The following is a 17,290-nucleotide window of genomic DNA, read 5'->3' on the forward strand; positions in this document are numbered from 1 at the left end:
TCGGTCCTGCGTCCCCGGTGGCGCCTTCGGGCCCCGTCGCACCGGTCGCACCGGTGGCGCCTTCAGGCCCCTCCGGCCCCGTAGCACCCTCCGGACCTTCCGGACCTTCCGGACCTTCCGGACCTGTGGGCCCGGTGGCGCCTTCCGGGCCGGACGGGCCCGTTGCGCCTTCGGGACCGGTCGCGCCTTCAGGGCCTTCAGGGCCTGTCGCGCCCGTCGGCCCCTCCGGACCTGTGTCGCCGGTCGCGCCCTGGGGACCTGCTGGACCCCCGGGGCCCGTATCGCCCTGGGGGCCTTCAGGGCCGGTGGGGCCGGTGGGGCCGCCTGCTGGGCCGGGAGGACCGGTAGGGCCTTCGGGTCCGGCCGGACCCGCGTCACCCGTCTCGCCGGCAGGACCCTCAGGCCCAGCCGGTCCCGCGCCACCGGTAGGACCCGTCGGACCGGCGGGCCCCGCCGGTCCGGTGGCACCGGCAGGACCGGCCGGACCGGCGGGGCCCGCCGGGCCCGTAGGGCCGTTGTGCCCGTCGCAGCCGGTGTGTCGGCAGCCCCCACCATGCCCCTTGTGGTGGTCGCCCCGGTGATCGCCGGCGTGGTGAGGTGGGGGTCCGGTGGGGACAGGGATGAGGGCCTGGACTGATCCGGCGAGTGCGGACAACAGCAGAGAACTGGAGACGCTCGTCAAGAGCGCTCCCCTCATCCAGCCGATCCGTCCCGGTCCTACATGACGCTTCATGCACGCTCCCACTTCGAGTGAAGGTGATGGCTACCTTGATGCATGTAAATAGGAATAATCAGAAATAAGGGGCTGAAAGGGTGTCTGAACGCCTCCAATGCCTCAACGGCTGGCGCGCCGTCACCAGCCGACGCCATTGCGGCACCGTCGGGCACCGTGACCTCCCAACTCGCGCCGACAGCGGTTCCGGCGGTTCCTCCGAGCGGTCACGGAACACCGGCGTCCGGAGATATCGCAGACCGCGTGATCAGGCGTTGCTGCGCGACCCGGAGCAACTGGCCCCGCTGCCCGGCAACCTGGAGCGCTTGACCGATCCCCGCCCCTCCGTCGTGCCTGGGGAGCCTTGCGAGGGCGAGAAAGGCCAGCAACCAGATGGCAACCAGCACGGCCGGACGTCCGAGGGGAGCACTTCGGGCGGGCCGGCCGTGCTCACGGACTCCGTGGAGGCGGTGCCGATCTGCGCATCCCCTATCCGGAAGGCGGCTGCCCGAACGGGCGCCTGTTCCGCTGCCCGCGGGCCGGTGGAGAGTCAGGGCCGTCCATCTCGAGGCGGACGAGGAGAACTGGGTCGGGCCTGGTCCAACTCCTCCCAGCGTTGTCGTCGATGCCCCGTACGCTGCAGGCTGCAGGCGGATCGGTCGAGGAGGGGGCGGGATGGAGAGCAGGCGATCGGTGAGCTCAGCCGGGGCGCGGCTCGACGATCTCGCTGCTGGGCTCGCGGACCAGGATTCCGACCTGGATGCCCTGCATGAGGTGGAGAAGGCGCTCGTCGCCTCCTGGGAGCCGCAGTTGCTGCCCCGGTTGGAGGAGCACCTGACCGCCGCGGGGGAGGCAAGGAATTGGTACGCCCGCGCTGTGCTCGCCGGCGTTCTGGCCGAGACCGTCGGCCGCGCGGCGCTGCCTGCCCTTGTCCAGGCCTACTCCCGCGATCTGGGCGACGACCAGGACAGCCTGACGACGACGCTCCACGTGCTTGCGAGGGAGGACCCGGCTGCAGCACGGGCGTTCCTCGTCCCATGGGCGGACCATGCCGACCCCGGTGTGCGGCGCACTGCGATATGGCTGCTCGGTTTCGTCCCCGACTCCGCCGACCTCCCGATGCTGACGCGTGCCGCGGCTGATCCCGACGAGCGGATCCGGAGCGTGGTGCCCGGCACGCTGGGCAGTCTCGGTACGGCGTCGGCCGGCGAGGTGCTGGTAGGGCTGCTGCTTGACCCTTCGGAGCAAGTGAGGGTCTCCGCACTGGGTTCCCTGGGATATGCGGCACGTGCCGAGACCCTGCCGCACATTCGCGCTCTAGCCGATGATCAGCGACCTCGGGTGCGGGCATGGGTGGCGATCGCTCTGGGGCACTTCCCCCAGGAGGAGCGGGGTCGTCCTGATACTTCGCGGGTTCTCAACCGGCTTGCCGACGACCCGGATCGGTACGTCCGTGAACAGGCGGCCAAGGCACTGTCGTAGGCCGCAGGCGTAGTGCGATCCATGGACACCGACACCTCCCTCGGGCGGTGCTCCTTCACCGGCGGGGGAGGGGAGACGCCCTGTCCCGGGCGCAGGGTCTCTGCGTTTTCCTGCGCATGGAGATCGCCGCGTGGGTCACGGTCTGTTGTTGACGTTGTTCTTGATCTGTAGCAGTGCCTCGTCCCACACGTTCCCTCCATCCGCCCATGTCCACAGCCATTGACGCAGAGACGGCGCCGCGTAGCGCAAGCCGTCGTGAGGGTCTCCCCCCCCGGTTCGGTTGCCGGGCCCTGGAGGCTCCCGTGGTCCCTGCCATGCGGGGTGTCCACCCGGCCTGCACTGGACACGCGGCCCGACCTGCCGTGCTCCGCGCCTTCACGACAACCGAATCGGGGTCGGTCACGGCCTGCTCGACCTGGACGCCGTTCGCATATCCGTGGATTCGGTGATCGCCTGTGGACCGCACACGCTGAGTATCCACGCGGAGAGCCTCGACGAGGGTCTCCCGGGCGTCGTGGCCCGCGATGACCGGTCCGTGGCCTGCCGCGTGCGGCTCGACGCGTTCCTTCGAGCGTGGGTGCGACAACCCGGATTCCGCTCATCGAGTAGCCGGAACCTGTTCCGTCGCTCGCAGGGCTCATCGGCCGGAAACCCAGGTAGGAGCCGTGAACACGACTCGACCGCGTCCCGCGGCCCGCCCGCGCATTCGGCACCCGCCGTCCCGCAACGGATGGGAAAACACATTGGCTGACCACCGGTGACCTGCGAAGATGTGGCTATTTCACAGGCGGAGGACATTTGTTCGTTTTCGTGTGTGCGGGATGTGGCGCCGAGTTGACCACCCCGCTGTCCCAGGTCTCGCTGCCGGTCCACGCCCGTCAGCAGTACGGGAACGGGGCGCAGCTTCCGGTGCTCATGGAGGCCGGGACATTTGCCGTGGACCCGGATCCCTGGGGAGGGCCGTGGCGGCTGTGGGACGAGATCGATCCCGTGGAGGCTGAGGCACGCGGCATCTACGCCCCGGTCCACGCCTTGTCCGACGGCACGCCCGGGGCGAGTGTCATCGCGCCCGGTGATATCCGTGGAACCCGGCTGATTCCCGAGAAGCGTGGCGGTGCCTGCTGCGGTCTCGACGGGGCCGACGGTCCCAACATGGCCTGCGAGGCATGCGACCTCCCCGTTGCGACCAGGATCGACGACTGCTCGCTCTGGCAGATGGTGCGACTCGACTCGGACGTCGTGCACCGCGTCCCCGTCGACGGCGTCCACGCCGCGCCCCTCTCCTGGACGGAACTGGCGGAGAAGGGGGAGAAAACGCCCCCGTTCGAGCCGATCGCCACGTGGGGAGGACGGCTGGGGCCGAACCACTACTGGTCGTGGAGTCCGCGATGGGAGGCTGCAGTCGGCCATGCGCTCGCCCACCTGCTCATCGCGTCCCAAGGGCAGTCGGTGAAGGTTCCGGACGGCCTGGCCGCGGACGTGTTCCAACGCGCGCTCGACGCCTTGCTGCCGGCAGGCACCGTGGAGCGGCGCGCCGGCCTGGCCGGACCGGGACAGCCCTCTCCGGACGCGGGCGTCGACATCCTCCTCGTCCCCGTCCATCCCCAGACGGGCCGGACCTGGACCCCTGCCGGCCCGACCGCACCGGCATACCTGGTGCCCCTGCCGCTGGGGGTGTGGCTGTGGCTGGTCTCTCCCGAACCGAGCTTGCCGGTTCCCGCCTCGGGCCGCATAGCCCAGGACGTCCTCCGCGACGACCCGCTCCCGCTGCTCCCGCACCACCTGTTCCAAGCCGACCGGACAACGTTCCATCACACCTTGGTCCGGCTACCAGCCGTGCGCAGCCCATGGGTGCGCACGATCCTCGAGAACCTCACGCGAAGCGCCTCGGCCGGCCACTTCTAGAGCCCGTCATCGAAGGGGGCTTCCGCCTCCGCCAAGCCGGTGCGCCCGCCATACCTGCTGTCCCGTGCCTTCTCGTAAGCAACCAGTTCCCCTGCATTGCCGGCGAAGGCCGGGCTGCGGCCTGCATGGTGGGCCGGCGCGGCAAGTCAGCCCAAGTCGTCATCGAGGCGGGCCGCCAGACCACCGAGGTCGGCCCCGGTCTCGCCACGGTAGGGCTGCGGCCACGTCAGCCACTCCGGATCATCAAGCTCGCGCAGCAACAGCGGCCGCTCCGCTTCCCCCGGTCGTGCTGTCATCTTGGCGCAGCATCCATACGCGGAGGGCGCAGACCTCGCCACGCTCCGGCTCCCGTCAGCACGCGTCCACGTTCAGCAGCCGTCGGTCCTCGGACCGGCCGTGTTGTCAGTGGCCCGAGATACGATCACGGCCTCGATGGGCCGGACGGAGATCGTGAGGGACTCGCGGCCATGGGGGTCGGTCGCACAGGCCCCGGCATCCAGCTCGGGACTGGAGGTATCTTGCCGTGACCCCACCCCCCTCCCGGCGCTACGAACGCAGGGCCGAACGCCTCCTAACAATGTGTCGGCCAGCCACTGCCTGAACATGTGGAAGCCGGTGTAGGACCAGGAGGCGTCAGGGCTGGTCACGTCGCCGTCTCCGGGGAAAAGTATGAGCCCCACCGTGTTCCCCTTTTGCTTGCCTGGTGGCCAGGATCAGTGACGCTCTATTGAAGCGGTGCGAGCCTGACGTCCCAACCAACAAGGTTGGGGGGCCGTCACGCCGAACGTGGGCACGCCAGTGTGCTACTGACCGCCCCGCGACGCGGCGTCCTCCGGCACGTACCGAACTTTGGGCCGGGCCGGCTCGAACCACGGTGTCCCCCCGGGGAGTACTGGAGCCAGTACGTCGAACACACGGCGCATGACGCCGTCGATATATCCAGCAGGGGTCGGAGACGCTTGCAGGACAACACCGCCGGCAGAAAGCGGGATCACCTTATGGAAGGCGCCCGAGTGTTGGAGATACGAGACCCCGCCCAGTTTGTCCGCGAGTTCCCCGGGACACACAGTGATCCATGAGTAACCGCGTAGTTGTCGGCGGGCTGCGGCCACCGACCGCCACAGTTTCCGCCGAAGCACCGCGTCCAGGTTCGCCTCCTCCGTGATCGGCTCATCGACCACGACGGAGCCGAAGGCGGGATTCACGGAATCCAGCACCCCGACAAGGAAGTAGACCACGGCCGAGGAGAACGCCACCTTCGTGTAAGGTGCTTCCTCGTCACCGAGCCAGAGTTGCAAGTTCATGTTCGGCCTGCGGAACATGATGCTGGACCCCTCGACATGGGCCGACGGACGTTCCCGGCCATAACGAAAGAACATCACATCCGCACATTCCGGGACGTCCAGCAACTCCGAGCGCATGACCTCCCAGCCATCGGCCTCGACAGCGAATTTCTTGGCTGGCTCGTCCTCCGTCGTTTGACTCTCAGCCGACAGCCACGCGCTCCCCGCGCGCACCGCGCCCATGAGTTCTGCCAGCGGCCCGGAAAGAGCCGCGTCGAACCATGCCGCCAACGCACCCCCCACGCCCTCTGGGGACTCGGTGTCAAGGGACACGTTCACCAGTAGGCTCATCACTCACTCCTTCTCCTTCGTGCCATGCGCTGTTGGAACGTAGCCGCCTGGCCCTCCTCGATTGATTTGGGCCGTGTCCCACGTAGCTGTCCCGTAACGAACTTTGGGGCGGTGTGGACGAGCCGGTCGCTGTTCGGGCCGCAGCGCACGCACCACCCGGTTGAACTGGCGCGGGGCCATGCCGATGAACGGGTTGTCCAGGACGGCTTCGAGGCCGTGATCACACCAGGCACGGCAGAGATCATCCACGCCCGACGCCAGCTGATGGCAGTCTCAGCCGATAAAGTCCTTCCAGAACGGCACGGATGCCTGCGGACCCAAGGCGCGTCCTCGTCGACCTCGCCGAACTCACGGTCGATGTAGTCGGCCAGATCATGGCCGTAGCAGATGATGTCGGTTCCCCACACTGACAGGACCGGATGTCCCGGAGTGTCGCGACCCGCGGGCATGAAGCGGTCAGCGGCTGCGGGCCCGGAGCATGATCAGGACGGAGACGGTCCTGCCGTGTCCGGTGTGATCAAGGTGTCGGAAGCTTCCTGGACAGTTCAACACACCGGCTGAGCCAGCTGTGTCCGGTTCAGATGACGGGTGGCCGGCCCAGTCGCGTCATCCGCCACACGGTGGACCACCGCATCGGGCGGCGGGGCGGGCACGGCGTCCGCAGGCCCTCGGCGAAGCCGGAGAGCCAGGCCCGCAGTCCCGCCGCCGACCGGGTGCGGGCCACGGTCATCGCGACCCAGACGCCGAGGTAGACGGGGACGAGGAGGGCGGGAAGGTGCCTCTTCGCCAGCCAGACCCGGTTGCGGGCGACCATGCGGTGGTAGACCGCGTGCCGGGTCGGTGACGTCCACGGATGCTGGAGCACCAGCTCCGGCGCGTAGAGCACCGTCCAGCCCGCGTCCAACGCCCGCCAGGCCAGGTCGGTCTCCTCGTGCGCGTAGAAGAACGGTCCCGGCCAGTCGCCGGTCTCGTCCAGCATCCGCATGGACAGGCCGTGGCCGCCGCCGAGGAAGGTCGTCACCGGCCCGCCCTTCGTCGGGTCTCCCGCGCGTAGCCGCGGGACGTGCCGGCGCTGGGTCCGGCCGCGCTCGTCGGCGATCCGGAAGCTGACGACGCCGAGTCGCTCGTCCGCCGCGTACAGCCGCGTCAGGCGGGTGAAGACGTCCCGGCCGACGAGCAGCCCGTCGTCGTCCAGGTCCACGACGACGTCGACGTCCCCGAACTTCCGCAACCGGGCCAGGGCGACGTTCCGGCCGCCGGAGACCCCCAGGTTCTCCGGCAGTTCGACCCCCGTCACCCACGGGGGCAGGGACGGCAGCGGCGAGCCGTTGCCGACGACCACCACCCGCTGGGCAGGCGTTTCCTGTCCGGCAACCGAGTCGAGGAGCTCGGCCAGCTCGGCGGGCCTCGTGCCCATGGTCAGGACGGCGACGCCTACGCGCGGGTGACGCACGGATGAACTCCGTTCCTCGGGGCCGGTTCCGATGCGGCGATGCTAGTGCCGCGTCAGCCGTCGTTCGCCCTGTAGTGCCTCGGATCGCGGAGGGCACAGGTCTCGACGAACGCGACGTCGGAAATCCGCCAGCATGCTCGCGGTTGGTCGTGTGAGACTCCGCTCATGATCGCTGAACCGCAGGGAATCCGTATCCGGCATCGCGGGCATGAACCGCAGATCCATCCCACCGCCTATGTCGCCCCGACGGCCACGCTGGTCGGTGATGTCCGCGTGGGGCCGAGGGCGCGGGTGATGTACGGTGCGGTGCTCGATGCCGAGGGGTCTCGGATCGAGGTCGGGGAGGCAGCGGTGATCTGTGAGAACGCGGTGTTGCGCGGGTCCGCGGTCGCAGGCGATCAGCCGGTGCTTGTCGGCGACCACGTCTTCGTGGGGCCGCATGCCACCTTGCTGGGCTGTGAGGTGGGCAGGTGCGTCTATGTGGCGACCGCGGCGACGGTCCTGCAGTGCGCTCGATTGGGGGCCGGCTCGGTTGTCGCTGTTGGCGCGCTCGTCCATGCGCGCACCGTTCTGCCGGATGAGTACTTCGTGCCGCCGCACACCGTGGCGCTCGACGCGCCGGTGCGGCTCCTGTCCCCTGGGGATCCGAGCCTGGCCCAGGCCGTCGGCCGGGTGGGCTTCGCGCAGGTGGCGTTCGGTGTCGACGCGGAGTGGACCGACCGGATCAGCCGGCACGAGCACATCGCGGAGGTGCGCGTCGCCGAGTTCGGCACGCACGCGGACGACGAGGTCGCGAATCTCGGCTGACGCTGCATCAGCGATGCCGGCATGTGGTGAGTGGACGAGCCGTCCGGATTCACTGCGGTGGACGCTCTCGACCGGCCTGTCGGCCGTATCGACGGCATGCTGGACGGCACCCTTACGGGCGTCTGACGACAGGGCCGCACCGCCCGTCTACCTCGACGCGAGAGAACCGGACGCTGCCACGGCCACCGCGGTGCGATAGGTGCTGGGGCTTCGGCCCTTGTGGCGTTTGAACGCGGCGCTGAAGCCGAAAGCGTCGGCGTAGCCGACGGACCTGGCGATCTGCGCCATGCCGAGGTCGGTGTCGGACAACAGCGCCTCGGCCTCGTCCATGCGGCATTCGGTGACGTAGGCGAGGGGCGGGCGGCCCATCAGGCGGGTGAAGCGCTTGGCGAACAGCGCCCGGGAGACGCCGGCCCGCGCGGCCAGGGACGCCACCGTCCAGGGCTCGGCGGGCCGGTCGTGGAAGGACTGCAGGGCGGGCGCGAGGACCGGGTCGGCGAGGCCCCGGTACCAGCTGGGCGCGTCGGCGCCCGCCTTGTCGAACCAGCTGCGCAACGTGCACACCAGCGCCCAGTCGAGGAGCCGGTCCATCAGTGCCTGCGAACCGGCCGAGAGGCGGGCGGCGTCGGCGGCGGCCGTCTCCAGCCAGCCACAGACCTCGGCGTCCTCCTCGACCACCAGGACGGGCGGCAGGGCACGCAGCAGCCGTTCGTGGCGGTGGCCCGAGGCGCGGTAGGCGCCCACGATCAGGGCAGTCGCCTCCTCCGAGTCGGCGCCCCACTGGATACCGCCGAGTTCCTGAGCACCGCACTCGGAACTCTCGGTGAAACAGGTGATCTCGTACGCGGCGTGGGAGCTTTCCAGGGTGGCGGGGTGGTCCACGAGGTGGAACGGTCCGGGGCCGCGCACGATGGCGGTGTGACCCGCGCCGATCGCTCGTTCCGTTCCGTCCGGCAGCAGCAGGACGCCCCCGCCCCGCAGCACGCTGATCATGGTGAGTGGCGCGATGTCGGCGAAGCGGACGGCCCAGGGCACCGTGAGCACGACGTGGCTGACGACCGACCCCTCGGCCCGAATACCGCTCAGCAGCGAACTCAAAGGATCCATGGGAGGCACGGTAGACGATCTCCTATGTTTCGGAGCGGTTCTCCCATGGATCATCTACGTCGTCGCGGGTGAACTGGACTCGTACACCGGATCGAGCGAGACCGATCGAGACCGACCGAGACCAACCGGGAGACACCGTGAGGCAGTACGACAGCCGTGCCAGGACAGCCCTCGTCATCGTCGCGCACCACCGCACCGATTCCCTCACCGCGCACACGGCCCGCCGTGCCGCCGCACAGCTCGAAACCGCCGGCTACCGCGTCGACCTGCTCGACCTGCACGCCGAAGGGTTCGACCCGCGGATGAACACGGCGGACCAGCCGGACTGGGGCAACCGGGAGAAGAGGTACTCCGAGGAGGTGCACACCCACATGCAGCGCGTCCTCGACGCCGATGCCGTCGTCGCCGTCTTCCCGGTGTACTGGCAGGGCGTGCCCGCCCTTCTCAAGGGCTGGATCGACCGCGTATGGAACTACGGGTTCGCCTACGGCCGCAGCAAGCCCCACCTCGCCGGCAAGCGCATCCTGTGGCTGGGCCTGGCCGGCGCCACCGCCGACGACCCGATCGTGGCAGGCATGCAGAGCGTGCTCGAAACCACCCTGAACGAAGGCATCGCCTACTACTGCGGCTTCTCCCGCTCCACCGTCGGCCTGCTCACCGACGCGGAGGAACGCCCCCAGCGCGTCGACGCCGAAGGCAATCTCCTGGTCGGCGACGCGATCACGGGCGCGGAGCGCGAAGCACAGTACACGGCTTTCGACCGTCGCACAGGGGAGTTCGTGGAGGCTTTCGTCGCCGAGGCACCCGTGGCGGCCTGACACCGGGGATGGTTCCGCATCCCTCTGTGGCCGCAGACCGAGACGCCCCCCCCGGTCGGCCCACGCGTTCAGCCGGCGGGGAGGGGAGTGGGGAGCTGCGGGAAGGACGGGGCCGCGTCCGGCGGGGGTGGCGAGGGCGCTGCGGCGAGGCCGGGACAGACACGCCGGAACGGCACCCCCGGGGCGATCGTCTGCCACTCGGTGACGGTGGGGTTGACCGCGGCGAGACGGCAGGCCCGGTCGACGGGGTCGCGGAGCGTCGCACCGAGCCGGGCGAGGTTCCAGTGGGTGACCACGCCCGGATAGTGATGGGTGGTCAGCGTGGTGCCGTCCGGGGCGATCCCGAGAGCGGTGGGCGTCTTGTCCAGGGTGAGTGACGTGACCGCGTGGGCGGCGCTGGGGTCCCACAGGTCCCAGACGAGCATCTGCGCGCCGGAGCCGGCGCCGGTCAGCAGCTTGCCGTCCCGGCTGAACGCGTACGGGCCTGTGGTGCTGCCGCCGGGGAGCCGGCCCAGGAACCGGGGACGGTCGGGGGCGGAGACGTCGTAGAGGAGTCCTCCCTCCTCGCCGGGATCCGTCGCGACGAGAAGCCCGCCGTCGGCGGAGAACGCCTGCGGGGTGGGGTACAGGAGCCCGTCGTCCGGGGCGGGCAGGCCCGACAACCGGTCGGGCTCACGTGGGTCGGTGACGTCGTACAGGTCCCCGTCGACCATCAGCAGGCCGCCCTCGGGGCCGAGCAGGACGTGCGGGGCGGACTTCGTCTTCGTCCTGACGGTGCTCAGCCGCTCGGGGCGGCCGGTGCGGGAGAGGTCCGAGAGATCCCACAGAGTGGCTTCGCCCTCCGCGCCGACGGCCATCACCTCGCCCCGGAGGGACACGTTCAACGGCAGGGAGCTGTCGGGCGGCCCGGCGGTGAGGCGGAACTCCCGCACGGGGTGATCGGGCTGCTCCACGTTCCACATCGTCAGCGTGCCCGGAGGGTTTTCCGCCGCCAGACGGTCACCGTCGTCCGAGAGCCACAGTGCCGAAGGGGAGGAGTCGTCCTTCGCCTCCGTCCGGGCGACACCTGCCGTCCGGCCCGCGGAGGGCCCGGTGAGCGGGACGAGACTCACTTCGCGTTCGCCGGTCGCCAGCGCCAGCAACTGTCCGTCGGGGGAGAGGGCGTAGGGGACGACCGTCTCGAACCACCGGTAGTAGTCCGGCGGTGCCAGCGTGACCTGGCGGCCGGCGACGGTGGGAGCCATGCGGTCCGTCAGCGACCACAGGCGCACCGCTCCGTCGCTGTCCCCGCTGGCCAGGGTGCGGCCGTCGGGAGCGAAGGCCAGGGCCGAGACGGTGGTGGCGTGGCCGGTCAGGACCGCGGAGCGGACGGGCCGGGCACGGGAGACGTCCCACACCGTCGCCGTGTGGTCGGCGCTCGCGGTCGCGAGCCGACTCCCGTCCCTGTTGAACGCCACCGCCTCCACCGGGCCGCCGTGGGCGCTGATCACGGTGGACGGGCGGCCGCCGGCCCCGTCCGCCAGGTCCCACAGACGCACCTGAGCGTCGGTCGACGCGACAGCGAGGGTGTCGTCGTGGCTGACGGCGATGGACCGTGCGGGACCGCCGACGCCGTCGAGCGTGCCCAGACGGTGCGGCCGGTCCAGGTCCTCGACGTCCCACAGCTCCACCGTGCCGTCCTGCCAGCCCAGAACCAGCAGCGCCCCGTCCTCCGCGAAGGCGGCGGCCTGTACGTTGCTCCTCCGCTGCGGCAGCGACGCACGGGCGTGGACGGCGCCACGTCCCGGTTCCACCGACCACAGCCTGGTCTGCCCGACGGTGGAGGTGACCAGCGTCCGGCCGTCCGCACTGAACTCCGCCTCCTCCACGAGGCCTTGCCCGGGCATCGACATCCGTCCCCGGGGCTGCGGGTGCCTGGGGTCGGTGAGGGAGAACCTGCCCACGGACCGGTCGATGTCCGCGCCGGTCAGGAGCAGCGACGTGCCGTCACCGATCCACAGCGCCGGATTGCCGAAGAAGCCGGTCTCCTTCGCCACGACGTCGGCGAACCTGCGCGGCTCACCGGAACGGGAGGCGTCCCACAGGCCGACCGATCCGTCACCCGCGCCCACCGCGAGGATCCGGCCGTCACCGCTGAAGGACAACGAGTCCACCGTGCCCGGTGCGTCGAGGGAGCCCGCGTACTGCGTCTGGCTCAGCACGTCCATGAGGGTGGCCCGGCTCTGCGGTGACGGGTCCTCGCGATACGCGGCGACGGCCAGCAGCAGCGCCGCTCTCGGGTCGGTGCCGATGCCGGCGCGAGCGGCCGCCTGGAGCTGACGGTTCTGCGCCTGCTCGCCGTTGGCGCGGGCCTGCGAACGCTGGTTGAGGGCCAAGCCCGCGGCGGCCAGCGCCACGCACAGCACCGCGCCGATCACACCGACCAGCTGCTTCAGCCGGCGCGCCTGCCGCCGTTGCCGGCCAAGTGCCTCCTCCAGCTGCCGGGCACGGCGCTGCTCCTCCTCGAGCTGACGCCGCTGACGCTCCTCCTCCGACCTGGCGAGGTTCTGGCTCGCCGTCACGAACGCGCGGTCGAGCGTGCGGACCAGCCGTGCGTGCCGCTTCTCGCCCAGCCAGTCGACCGCCGCCCCCAGCCGCGTCCCGCGGTAGCAGTACTCGGGGGAGCGCCCGGCCAGCTGCCAGGCGTCCGCGGCGTCGGCCAGTTGCTGGCGGGTCACCAGCCCGGCCCGGTCCTCCTCGATCCACCGGCGCAGCCTGGGCCACGCGCGCAGGAGCGCTTCGTGGGAGATCTGGGCCGCCGCCCGGTCGACGGTGATCAGCCGGGCCTGGGCCAGCCGGTCGCGGACCTCGACGAGCGTACGCCGATGCTCCGCGGGCCGGTCCGCCAGCAGCTCGTCCAGACCGATCCTGCGGCGGACGGCCTCCTCACCGCTGCCGGCGATCAGCACCATCGACAGGAGAAGCTCACGCACCGCCTCACGGCCCGGCCGGTCGAACCCTTCGTAGATGCTCTCGGCGGTCCGGGCGACGGATTCCCAAATACCGCCGGTCGCGGCGTACCCGGCCAGGGTGAGGGCCGGCCCGCTGCGGCGCACCCACGTCTCACGGAGTGCGTGGGCCAGGAACGGCATCGCGGAGCCGTGGCGGTGGCCGCCGCCCTCGCGGGTGTCCCGGAGCAGCACGTCGACGAGGCCGGGCTCCAGCCGCAGTCCGGCGTCGCGGGCCGGCTGCTCGATCACGGCACGCAACGCCACCTCGTCCATGGGCCAGACGTCGACGTGCCGCGAGAGGGCGGGCCCGAGCTCGGGATGCTCGAGGCAACTGCCGTAGTGGTCGGCACGCAGCCCCAGGACGACCCGGGGACCCATGTCGCCGCCCGTGGCTGCGGCCCCGCACAGCGCGCGGATGAACGCCGAACGTTCGCCGCCGTCCCGGCAGTTGGTGAAGATCTCTTCGAACTGGTCCACGACCAGCACCCGGCACGCCTCGTCGTCGGGCAGCCGGCCTTCCAGCAGCTGTCGCTCGACGTCCGCCGGCGGCGCGCCGGAGGCCCGGGCCCACAGGGTGGCGAGGGAGCGCAGCGGACGCGGACCGGGGGAAGGGAGCAGCAGCGCGGGCCATGGCGTGCAGGGGTCCGCCTCGTAGCGGCGTTCGAGACCGGCCAGCAGCCCTGCCCGCAGGATCGAGGACTTGCCGACGCCCGAGGCGCCCATGACGAGGAGCGGCGGGCGCCCCGCGCCGCCCGCCCGGCCGGCGGGCCTGGTCACCTCGGCGAGCAGTTCCTCGACCAGTTCCCCCCGGCCGAAGAACCGGTCGTGGTCCTCGGTCCGGAACGGTTCCATGCCGGGATACGGGCAGACCGTGCCGTCGGCCGGGTGCGCGGAGGCGACCTCGGGCACCGCAGCGGGGGGATAGGCGCGGTTGGCGGCGACGACGAGGTCGCCCGCCCGGTCCTCGCTCTGCCGGTGGGGACGCACCGACCCGCCCTGGAACTGCCGGTCGAGGTGGGCGTACACACCGTCCAGGGTGAGCCAGGCCGGCGCGGAGGGGTCGCCCTCGCGCAGCAGGGTGAGGAGCTTCCCCGTGAAGAGCGTGTGACGGTCGCCTTCCGGGGCGAAGGAGACGTCGAGCCGCGACGCGGAGGTCAGCAGAAAGCTTCCGTCGGGCCGCGCGGTGACGTACGGGTCGCGGCCGGCTCCCCTCGCCACGGGACCGGCCATCCCCGAGAAGCAGCAGTCGAGCAGAACGACGACGCGGGCACCGCTGTTGCTGAGTGTGTCCCTGATGACCTGGAACGGGACCGAGCGGGCGATGCCGTGGGCGGAACTGTCCGCGGTGGCGAGGTAGAGCTGGTCCTGCGGGCCCAGGAGACCGTGCCCGACGAAGGCGAAGAGGACCACGCCACGGGCCTCGGCGACGGCATCCTCGACCGCCTCGACGACGGCGGAGCCGTCGGCGGGGTCGATGAGCAGCTCCACCTGGGAGGGGGCCATGCCGCAGACCTCGCGGAGGGCGTCGGCGAGGTCGCGGGCAGTGGCCGCCACGCTGGGAAGCGCGGGCAGCCCGGAGCCGGCCGCGTGCACGCCCGTGCCGACGACGACGGCGCGCACGCCGGGGCCCGCGAGATCTCCGACGCGGCGCGGCTCGGTCATCGTGGGCGGCTGTCGTCCCCGGCGTCGGCCGGCCCGGCGGCGTCCGGGCGCTGGGGCGGGCGCCGGTCGGGGTCGGCCTGCTGACCCTGCCGCCCTTGCTCGCCAGGCTGGGCCGGCTCGCCCGGCCCGTCGGGTCCGGGCAGCTGGGCCGGCGGCTCCAGGGAGCCGGCGATCTGCTGGGCGAGATCACCCGTCTGCTGAGCGGTGAGCCCTCTGACCCGGTCCGAGGTCACGGTGATCTCGGTGCCGTCGGGGCGGGTGATGGTCACGGTCTGGCTGCCGCTGCGGTTCTGCACCCAGGCGACCACCGCGGCCGCCAGCACGGTCGCCACGCCTCCCGGAGCCAGGAGCAGCGTGATGATCTCGGAGGCCGATCCCATGGTGCCGGGTTCCGGCGTCTCCCCGGAGCCTCGCTTCACACGGCCACGCAGCTCACGCTGGCGACCGAGCCACCCCCTGAGGTCGTCGGCACTGCTCCGACCACCGTCGTCCTGCGCCGTGATGGCGATCTGCATGATTCTCCTGCTGCGGGTCGTCCGAGCCAACTGGCCTTCACCTTACCGATGTTGACCCGGTGATCAGGCAGGCGGTCAGGCGGCGACGAGCATGGACGCGTCCGCAGCGCCGAAGTTCCCGGCAGCCACGACCTGCCGCTGGCCGGCCAGGTGGACGACCGCGCTCTCCCAGCCGTCCCCGGCCGGGCCGCGGATGTCATCCCCCGAAGCAATGACGGTCCGGTCGCCGTGCCGGGAGGCCGGCGAGGGGGACGTGGTCCATGATCCTGACCATGAGCGACTCCGGACCCTCCGCCGGCCCGCCGCCCGAGCCGACACGGCACCGGGTGCGCCGCCGGGCGCGGATGACCGGCCGTGATCCGAAGGAGCCGGGCCGGACCGCCACGCCACTGGAGCTGTTGTTCGACCTGACGTTCGTGGTCGCGGTGGGGACGGCCGCCTCGCAGGTGGCGGAGATGCTCGCCGAGGGACACGTGAGGGCAGCGGCCGCCGCGTTCGCCCCGGCGATGTTCGCGATCGTGCTGGCCTGGATCAACTACAGCTGGTTCGCCTCCGCCTTCGGCACCGACGACTGGCTCGACCGGGTGCTGACCATGGTGCAGATGATCGGCGTCGTGGTGCTCTCCCTCGGGCTGCCGGCGCTGTTCCACTCCGTCGAGGGGGGAGAGCGACTCGAACTCCGGGTGATCGTCGCCGGATACGTCGTGATGCGCCTCGCCATGATGGCCCAGTGGTCCCGCGTCGCACACGAGTCCCCGACCTACCGGCGGGCGGCGCTCGCGAACATCCGCTGGACGGCGCTCGCACAGATCGGCTGGGTGGCCCTCTGCCTCGCCCGGCCTCCGCTGGCCGCCACCATGGCGGCCTTCGCCGCGCTGGTGGTACTGGAACTGCTCGTGCCCGTGCTCTCCCAGGGCGGTGCCGGCGGTACCCCCTGGCATCCGCACCACGTCGCCGAGCGCTACGGCCTCTTCGCGATCATCACCCTCGGCGAAGGCGTCGTCGGCACCGTCGCCTCCTCCGGCGAGCTGCTCGGAGGCGCGGACGGTACGCACTGGACCGGCGACGCCGTCGCCGTCGTCGTCGCCGGTGTCGGTCTGACCTTCGGCATGTGGTGGGTGTACTTCACCGTGCCCTTCGGCGAGATCCTCGCCCACCGCCGTCGGCGCGGCTATCTCTTCGGCTACGGCCACATGCCGCTGTACGCGGCCGTCGCCGGCACCGGAGCGGGTCTGCACGTGGCCGGTCTCTCCCTCGAACACCACGCGAGGACCGGTGACGTGGCGGTGGTCCTGTTCCTGGCCCTGCCGATCGGCCTGTACCTGCTCACCGTCCACCTGCTGCGGGCTCTGCTGCTTTCCTCGTGGAGCCGCTTCCACCTGCTGCTCACGCCCCTGACCCTGGTGATCCCCCTCGTGGCCGTCCTGATGGCCCTGGCCGGTACCGGGGTCGCCGCCTGCCTGATGGTCGTCATGCCGGCCCCGTTCGTCCCCGTCCTCGCCCACGAGATCACCGACCACCGCCGACGCCGCGTGCTCCACGGCACCCGCCTCGACAGTGCCACCTGACCACCTGACCACCTGACCGGCGCAGGCGACGCCGGGGTGGTCCACGAGCCACAGTCGATCGTTCGGAGCTGCCGGTCGCCGTGAACGACGAGGCGGTACGCGGGGAGTCCCACGGTACGGCGGCTGCGGCCGTCCACCCCGGATGCACCCTGCGCTGGACGAACTGTTTTGGCCCGTCGCCGGGTTCACCAGGCGCCTTGGTGGGCCGACCCGACCGCGAGCGAGGCCACCGCCGGCGGGAGGAACACGGCCGGCATGCCGAACTCGTAGTAGCGCGCCCGAAGGTGGACTACGAGCGCGCCGAGGAGGAACAGGACGAGACCGACCGCGGCGGCTGACACCAGGTGCCGTCGGCTTCCCCGGCAGGGCCGCCCTGTCGTGGGGCCGTGACCGGCGACGCCCGGCCTCGCCATGGAGCGGACGGCCCTCGGCTCACGCCGCTCCGGCAGCCGAGGAGTCGTGTCGACGTCGGTGGTCCGCCCGGCAAGGCGGAACGAGGGGCGGCCTGGAAGCAACGCCGGCCGGCGGCGTGCGAACCGGTGCCGCGGAGCCCCGGGTTCCTCGACGGCCGGCCGAGCGGCGCTCTAGCAGAACCCCCCTAACCTGGCCTGTGGCCGGGACGCAGACACCCGCGGCC

12 protein-coding genes are annotated in these 17,290 nt (G+C 71.3%); 5 read left to right on the forward strand and 7 right to left on the reverse strand.

Annotation, left to right across the window (positions count from 1 at the left end):
• The first annotated feature begins 1,387 nt into the window (after nt 1-1,387).
• Complete coding sequence (locus tag GBN72_RS07630) at nt 1,388-2,194, forward strand: HEAT repeat domain-containing protein (RefSeq protein WP_151770789.1); 807 nt, start codon at nt 1,388-1,390, stop codon at nt 2,192-2,194.
• A 798-nt stretch (nt 2,195-2,992) separates the two neighbouring features.
• Nucleotides 2,993-4,099 carry a hypothetical protein gene (locus tag GBN72_RS07635; protein ID WP_151770790.1) on the forward strand — a complete coding sequence of 369 codons (1,107 nt, stop codon included), beginning with the start codon at nt 2,993-2,995 and terminating at the stop codon, nt 4,097-4,099.
• A 146-nt stretch (nt 4,100-4,245) separates the two neighbouring features.
• Here GBN72_RS07635 and GBN72_RS34015 read toward each other — a convergent pair whose 3' ends face one another.
• From GBN72_RS34015 to GBN72_RS07650, 3 genes are all read right to left on the reverse strand, one after another.
• On the reverse strand, nt 4,246-4,395 hold the full coding sequence (locus GBN72_RS34015; protein ID WP_164540436.1) for a hypothetical protein: 150 nt from the start codon (nt 4,393-4,395) through the stop codon (nt 4,246-4,248).
• Between the two features lie 507 nt (nt 4,396-4,902).
• On the reverse strand, nt 4,903-5,733 hold the full coding sequence (locus tag GBN72_RS07645) for a hypothetical protein (protein WP_151770792.1): 831 nt from the start codon (nt 5,731-5,733) through the stop codon (nt 4,903-4,905).
• 577 nt (nt 5,734-6,310) lie between these two features.
• Nucleotides 6,311-7,186 carry a glycosyltransferase family 2 protein gene (locus GBN72_RS07650; protein WP_151770793.1) on the reverse strand — a complete coding sequence of 292 codons (876 nt, stop codon included), beginning with the start codon at nt 7,184-7,186 and terminating at the stop codon, nt 6,311-6,313.
• A gap of 165 nt (nt 7,187-7,351) precedes the next feature.
• Between GBN72_RS07650 and GBN72_RS07655 the strand changes: the two genes are divergently transcribed.
• The gene (locus GBN72_RS07655; RefSeq protein ID WP_151770794.1) at nt 7,352-7,993 is read left to right on the forward strand and encodes a gamma carbonic anhydrase family protein; all 642 of its coding nucleotides are present in this window, start codon (nt 7,352-7,354) and stop codon (nt 7,991-7,993) included.
• Nucleotides 7,994-8,140: 147 nt separating this feature from the next.
• Here GBN72_RS07655 and GBN72_RS07660 read toward each other — a convergent pair whose 3' ends face one another.
• A complete protein-coding gene (locus tag GBN72_RS07660; protein WP_246212305.1) occupies nt 8,141-9,100 on the reverse strand; it encodes an AraC family transcriptional regulator in 960 nt (319 codons plus the stop codon).
• 137 nt (nt 9,101-9,237) lie between these two features.
• On the opposite strand from GBN72_RS07660, the gene GBN72_RS07665 reads away from it, so the two are divergent.
• Complete coding sequence (locus GBN72_RS07665) at nt 9,238-9,918, forward strand: NAD(P)H oxidoreductase (protein WP_164540439.1); 681 nt, start codon at nt 9,238-9,240, stop codon at nt 9,916-9,918.
• 68 nt (nt 9,919-9,986) lie between these two features.
• On the opposite strand, the gene GBN72_RS07670 is transcribed toward GBN72_RS07665, so the two are convergent.
• On the reverse strand, nt 9,987-14,570 hold the full coding sequence (locus GBN72_RS07670; RefSeq protein WP_151770796.1) for a caspase, EACC1-associated type: 4,584 nt from the start codon (nt 14,568-14,570) through the stop codon (nt 9,987-9,989).
• A complete protein-coding gene (locus GBN72_RS07675) occupies nt 14,567-15,085 on the reverse strand; it encodes an effector-associated constant component EACC1 (RefSeq protein ID WP_151770797.1) in 519 nt (172 codons plus the stop codon). Before GBN72_RS07675 ends, GBN72_RS07670 begins: the two co-directional genes overlap by 4 nt.
• A 272-nt stretch (nt 15,086-15,357) precedes the next feature.
• Here GBN72_RS07675 and GBN72_RS07680 point away from each other — a divergent pair, with 272 nt between their 5' ends.
• A complete protein-coding gene (locus GBN72_RS07680; protein ID WP_246212306.1) occupies nt 15,358-16,653 on the forward strand; it encodes a low temperature requirement protein A in 1,296 nt (431 codons plus the stop codon).
• A gap of 185 nt (nt 16,654-16,838) precedes the next feature.
• On the opposite strand, the gene GBN72_RS34020 is transcribed toward GBN72_RS07680, so the two are convergent.
• A complete protein-coding gene (locus GBN72_RS34020) occupies nt 16,839-16,994 on the reverse strand; it encodes a hypothetical protein (RefSeq protein WP_164540441.1) in 156 nt (51 codons plus the stop codon).
• Between the last annotated feature and the right edge of the window lie 296 nt (nt 16,995-17,290).

Source organism: Streptomyces abyssomicinicus, assembly GCF_008974245.1.
GTDB classification, from domain to species: Bacteria; Actinomycetota; Actinomycetes; order Streptomycetales; family Streptomycetaceae; genus Streptomyces; species Streptomyces abyssomicinicus.

Excerpts from the sequence above, each read along its gene's own strand:
- GBN72_RS07630 (WP_151770789.1), top strand. The coding sequence starts at position 1,388 with ATGGAGAGCAGGCGATCGGTGAGCTCAGCCGGGGCGCGGCTCGACGAT.
- GBN72_RS34015 (WP_164540436.1), bottom strand. The coding sequence starts at position 4,395 with ATGACAGCACGACCGGGGGAAGCGGAGCGGCCGCTGTTGCTGCGCGAG.
- GBN72_RS07645 (WP_151770792.1), bottom strand. The coding sequence starts at position 5,733 with ATGAGCCTACTGGTGAACGTGTCCCTTGACACCGAGTCCCCAGAGGGC.
- GBN72_RS07655 (WP_151770794.1), top strand. The coding sequence starts at position 7,352 with ATGATCGCTGAACCGCAGGGAATCCGTATCCGGCATCGCGGGCATGAA.
- GBN72_RS07660 (WP_246212305.1), bottom strand. The coding sequence starts at position 9,100 with ATGGATCCTTTGAGTTCGCTGCTGAGCGGTATTCGGGCCGAGGGGTCG.
- GBN72_RS07670 (WP_151770796.1), bottom strand. The coding sequence starts at position 14,570 with ATGACCGAGCCGCGCCGCGTCGGAGATCTCGCGGGCCCCGGCGTGCGC.
- GBN72_RS07675 (WP_151770797.1), bottom strand. The coding sequence starts at position 15,085 with ATGCAGATCGCCATCACGGCGCAGGACGACGGTGGTCGGAGCAGTGCC.
- GBN72_RS07680 (WP_246212306.1), top strand. The coding sequence starts at position 15,358 with ATGAGCGACTCCGGACCCTCCGCCGGCCCGCCGCCCGAGCCGACACGG.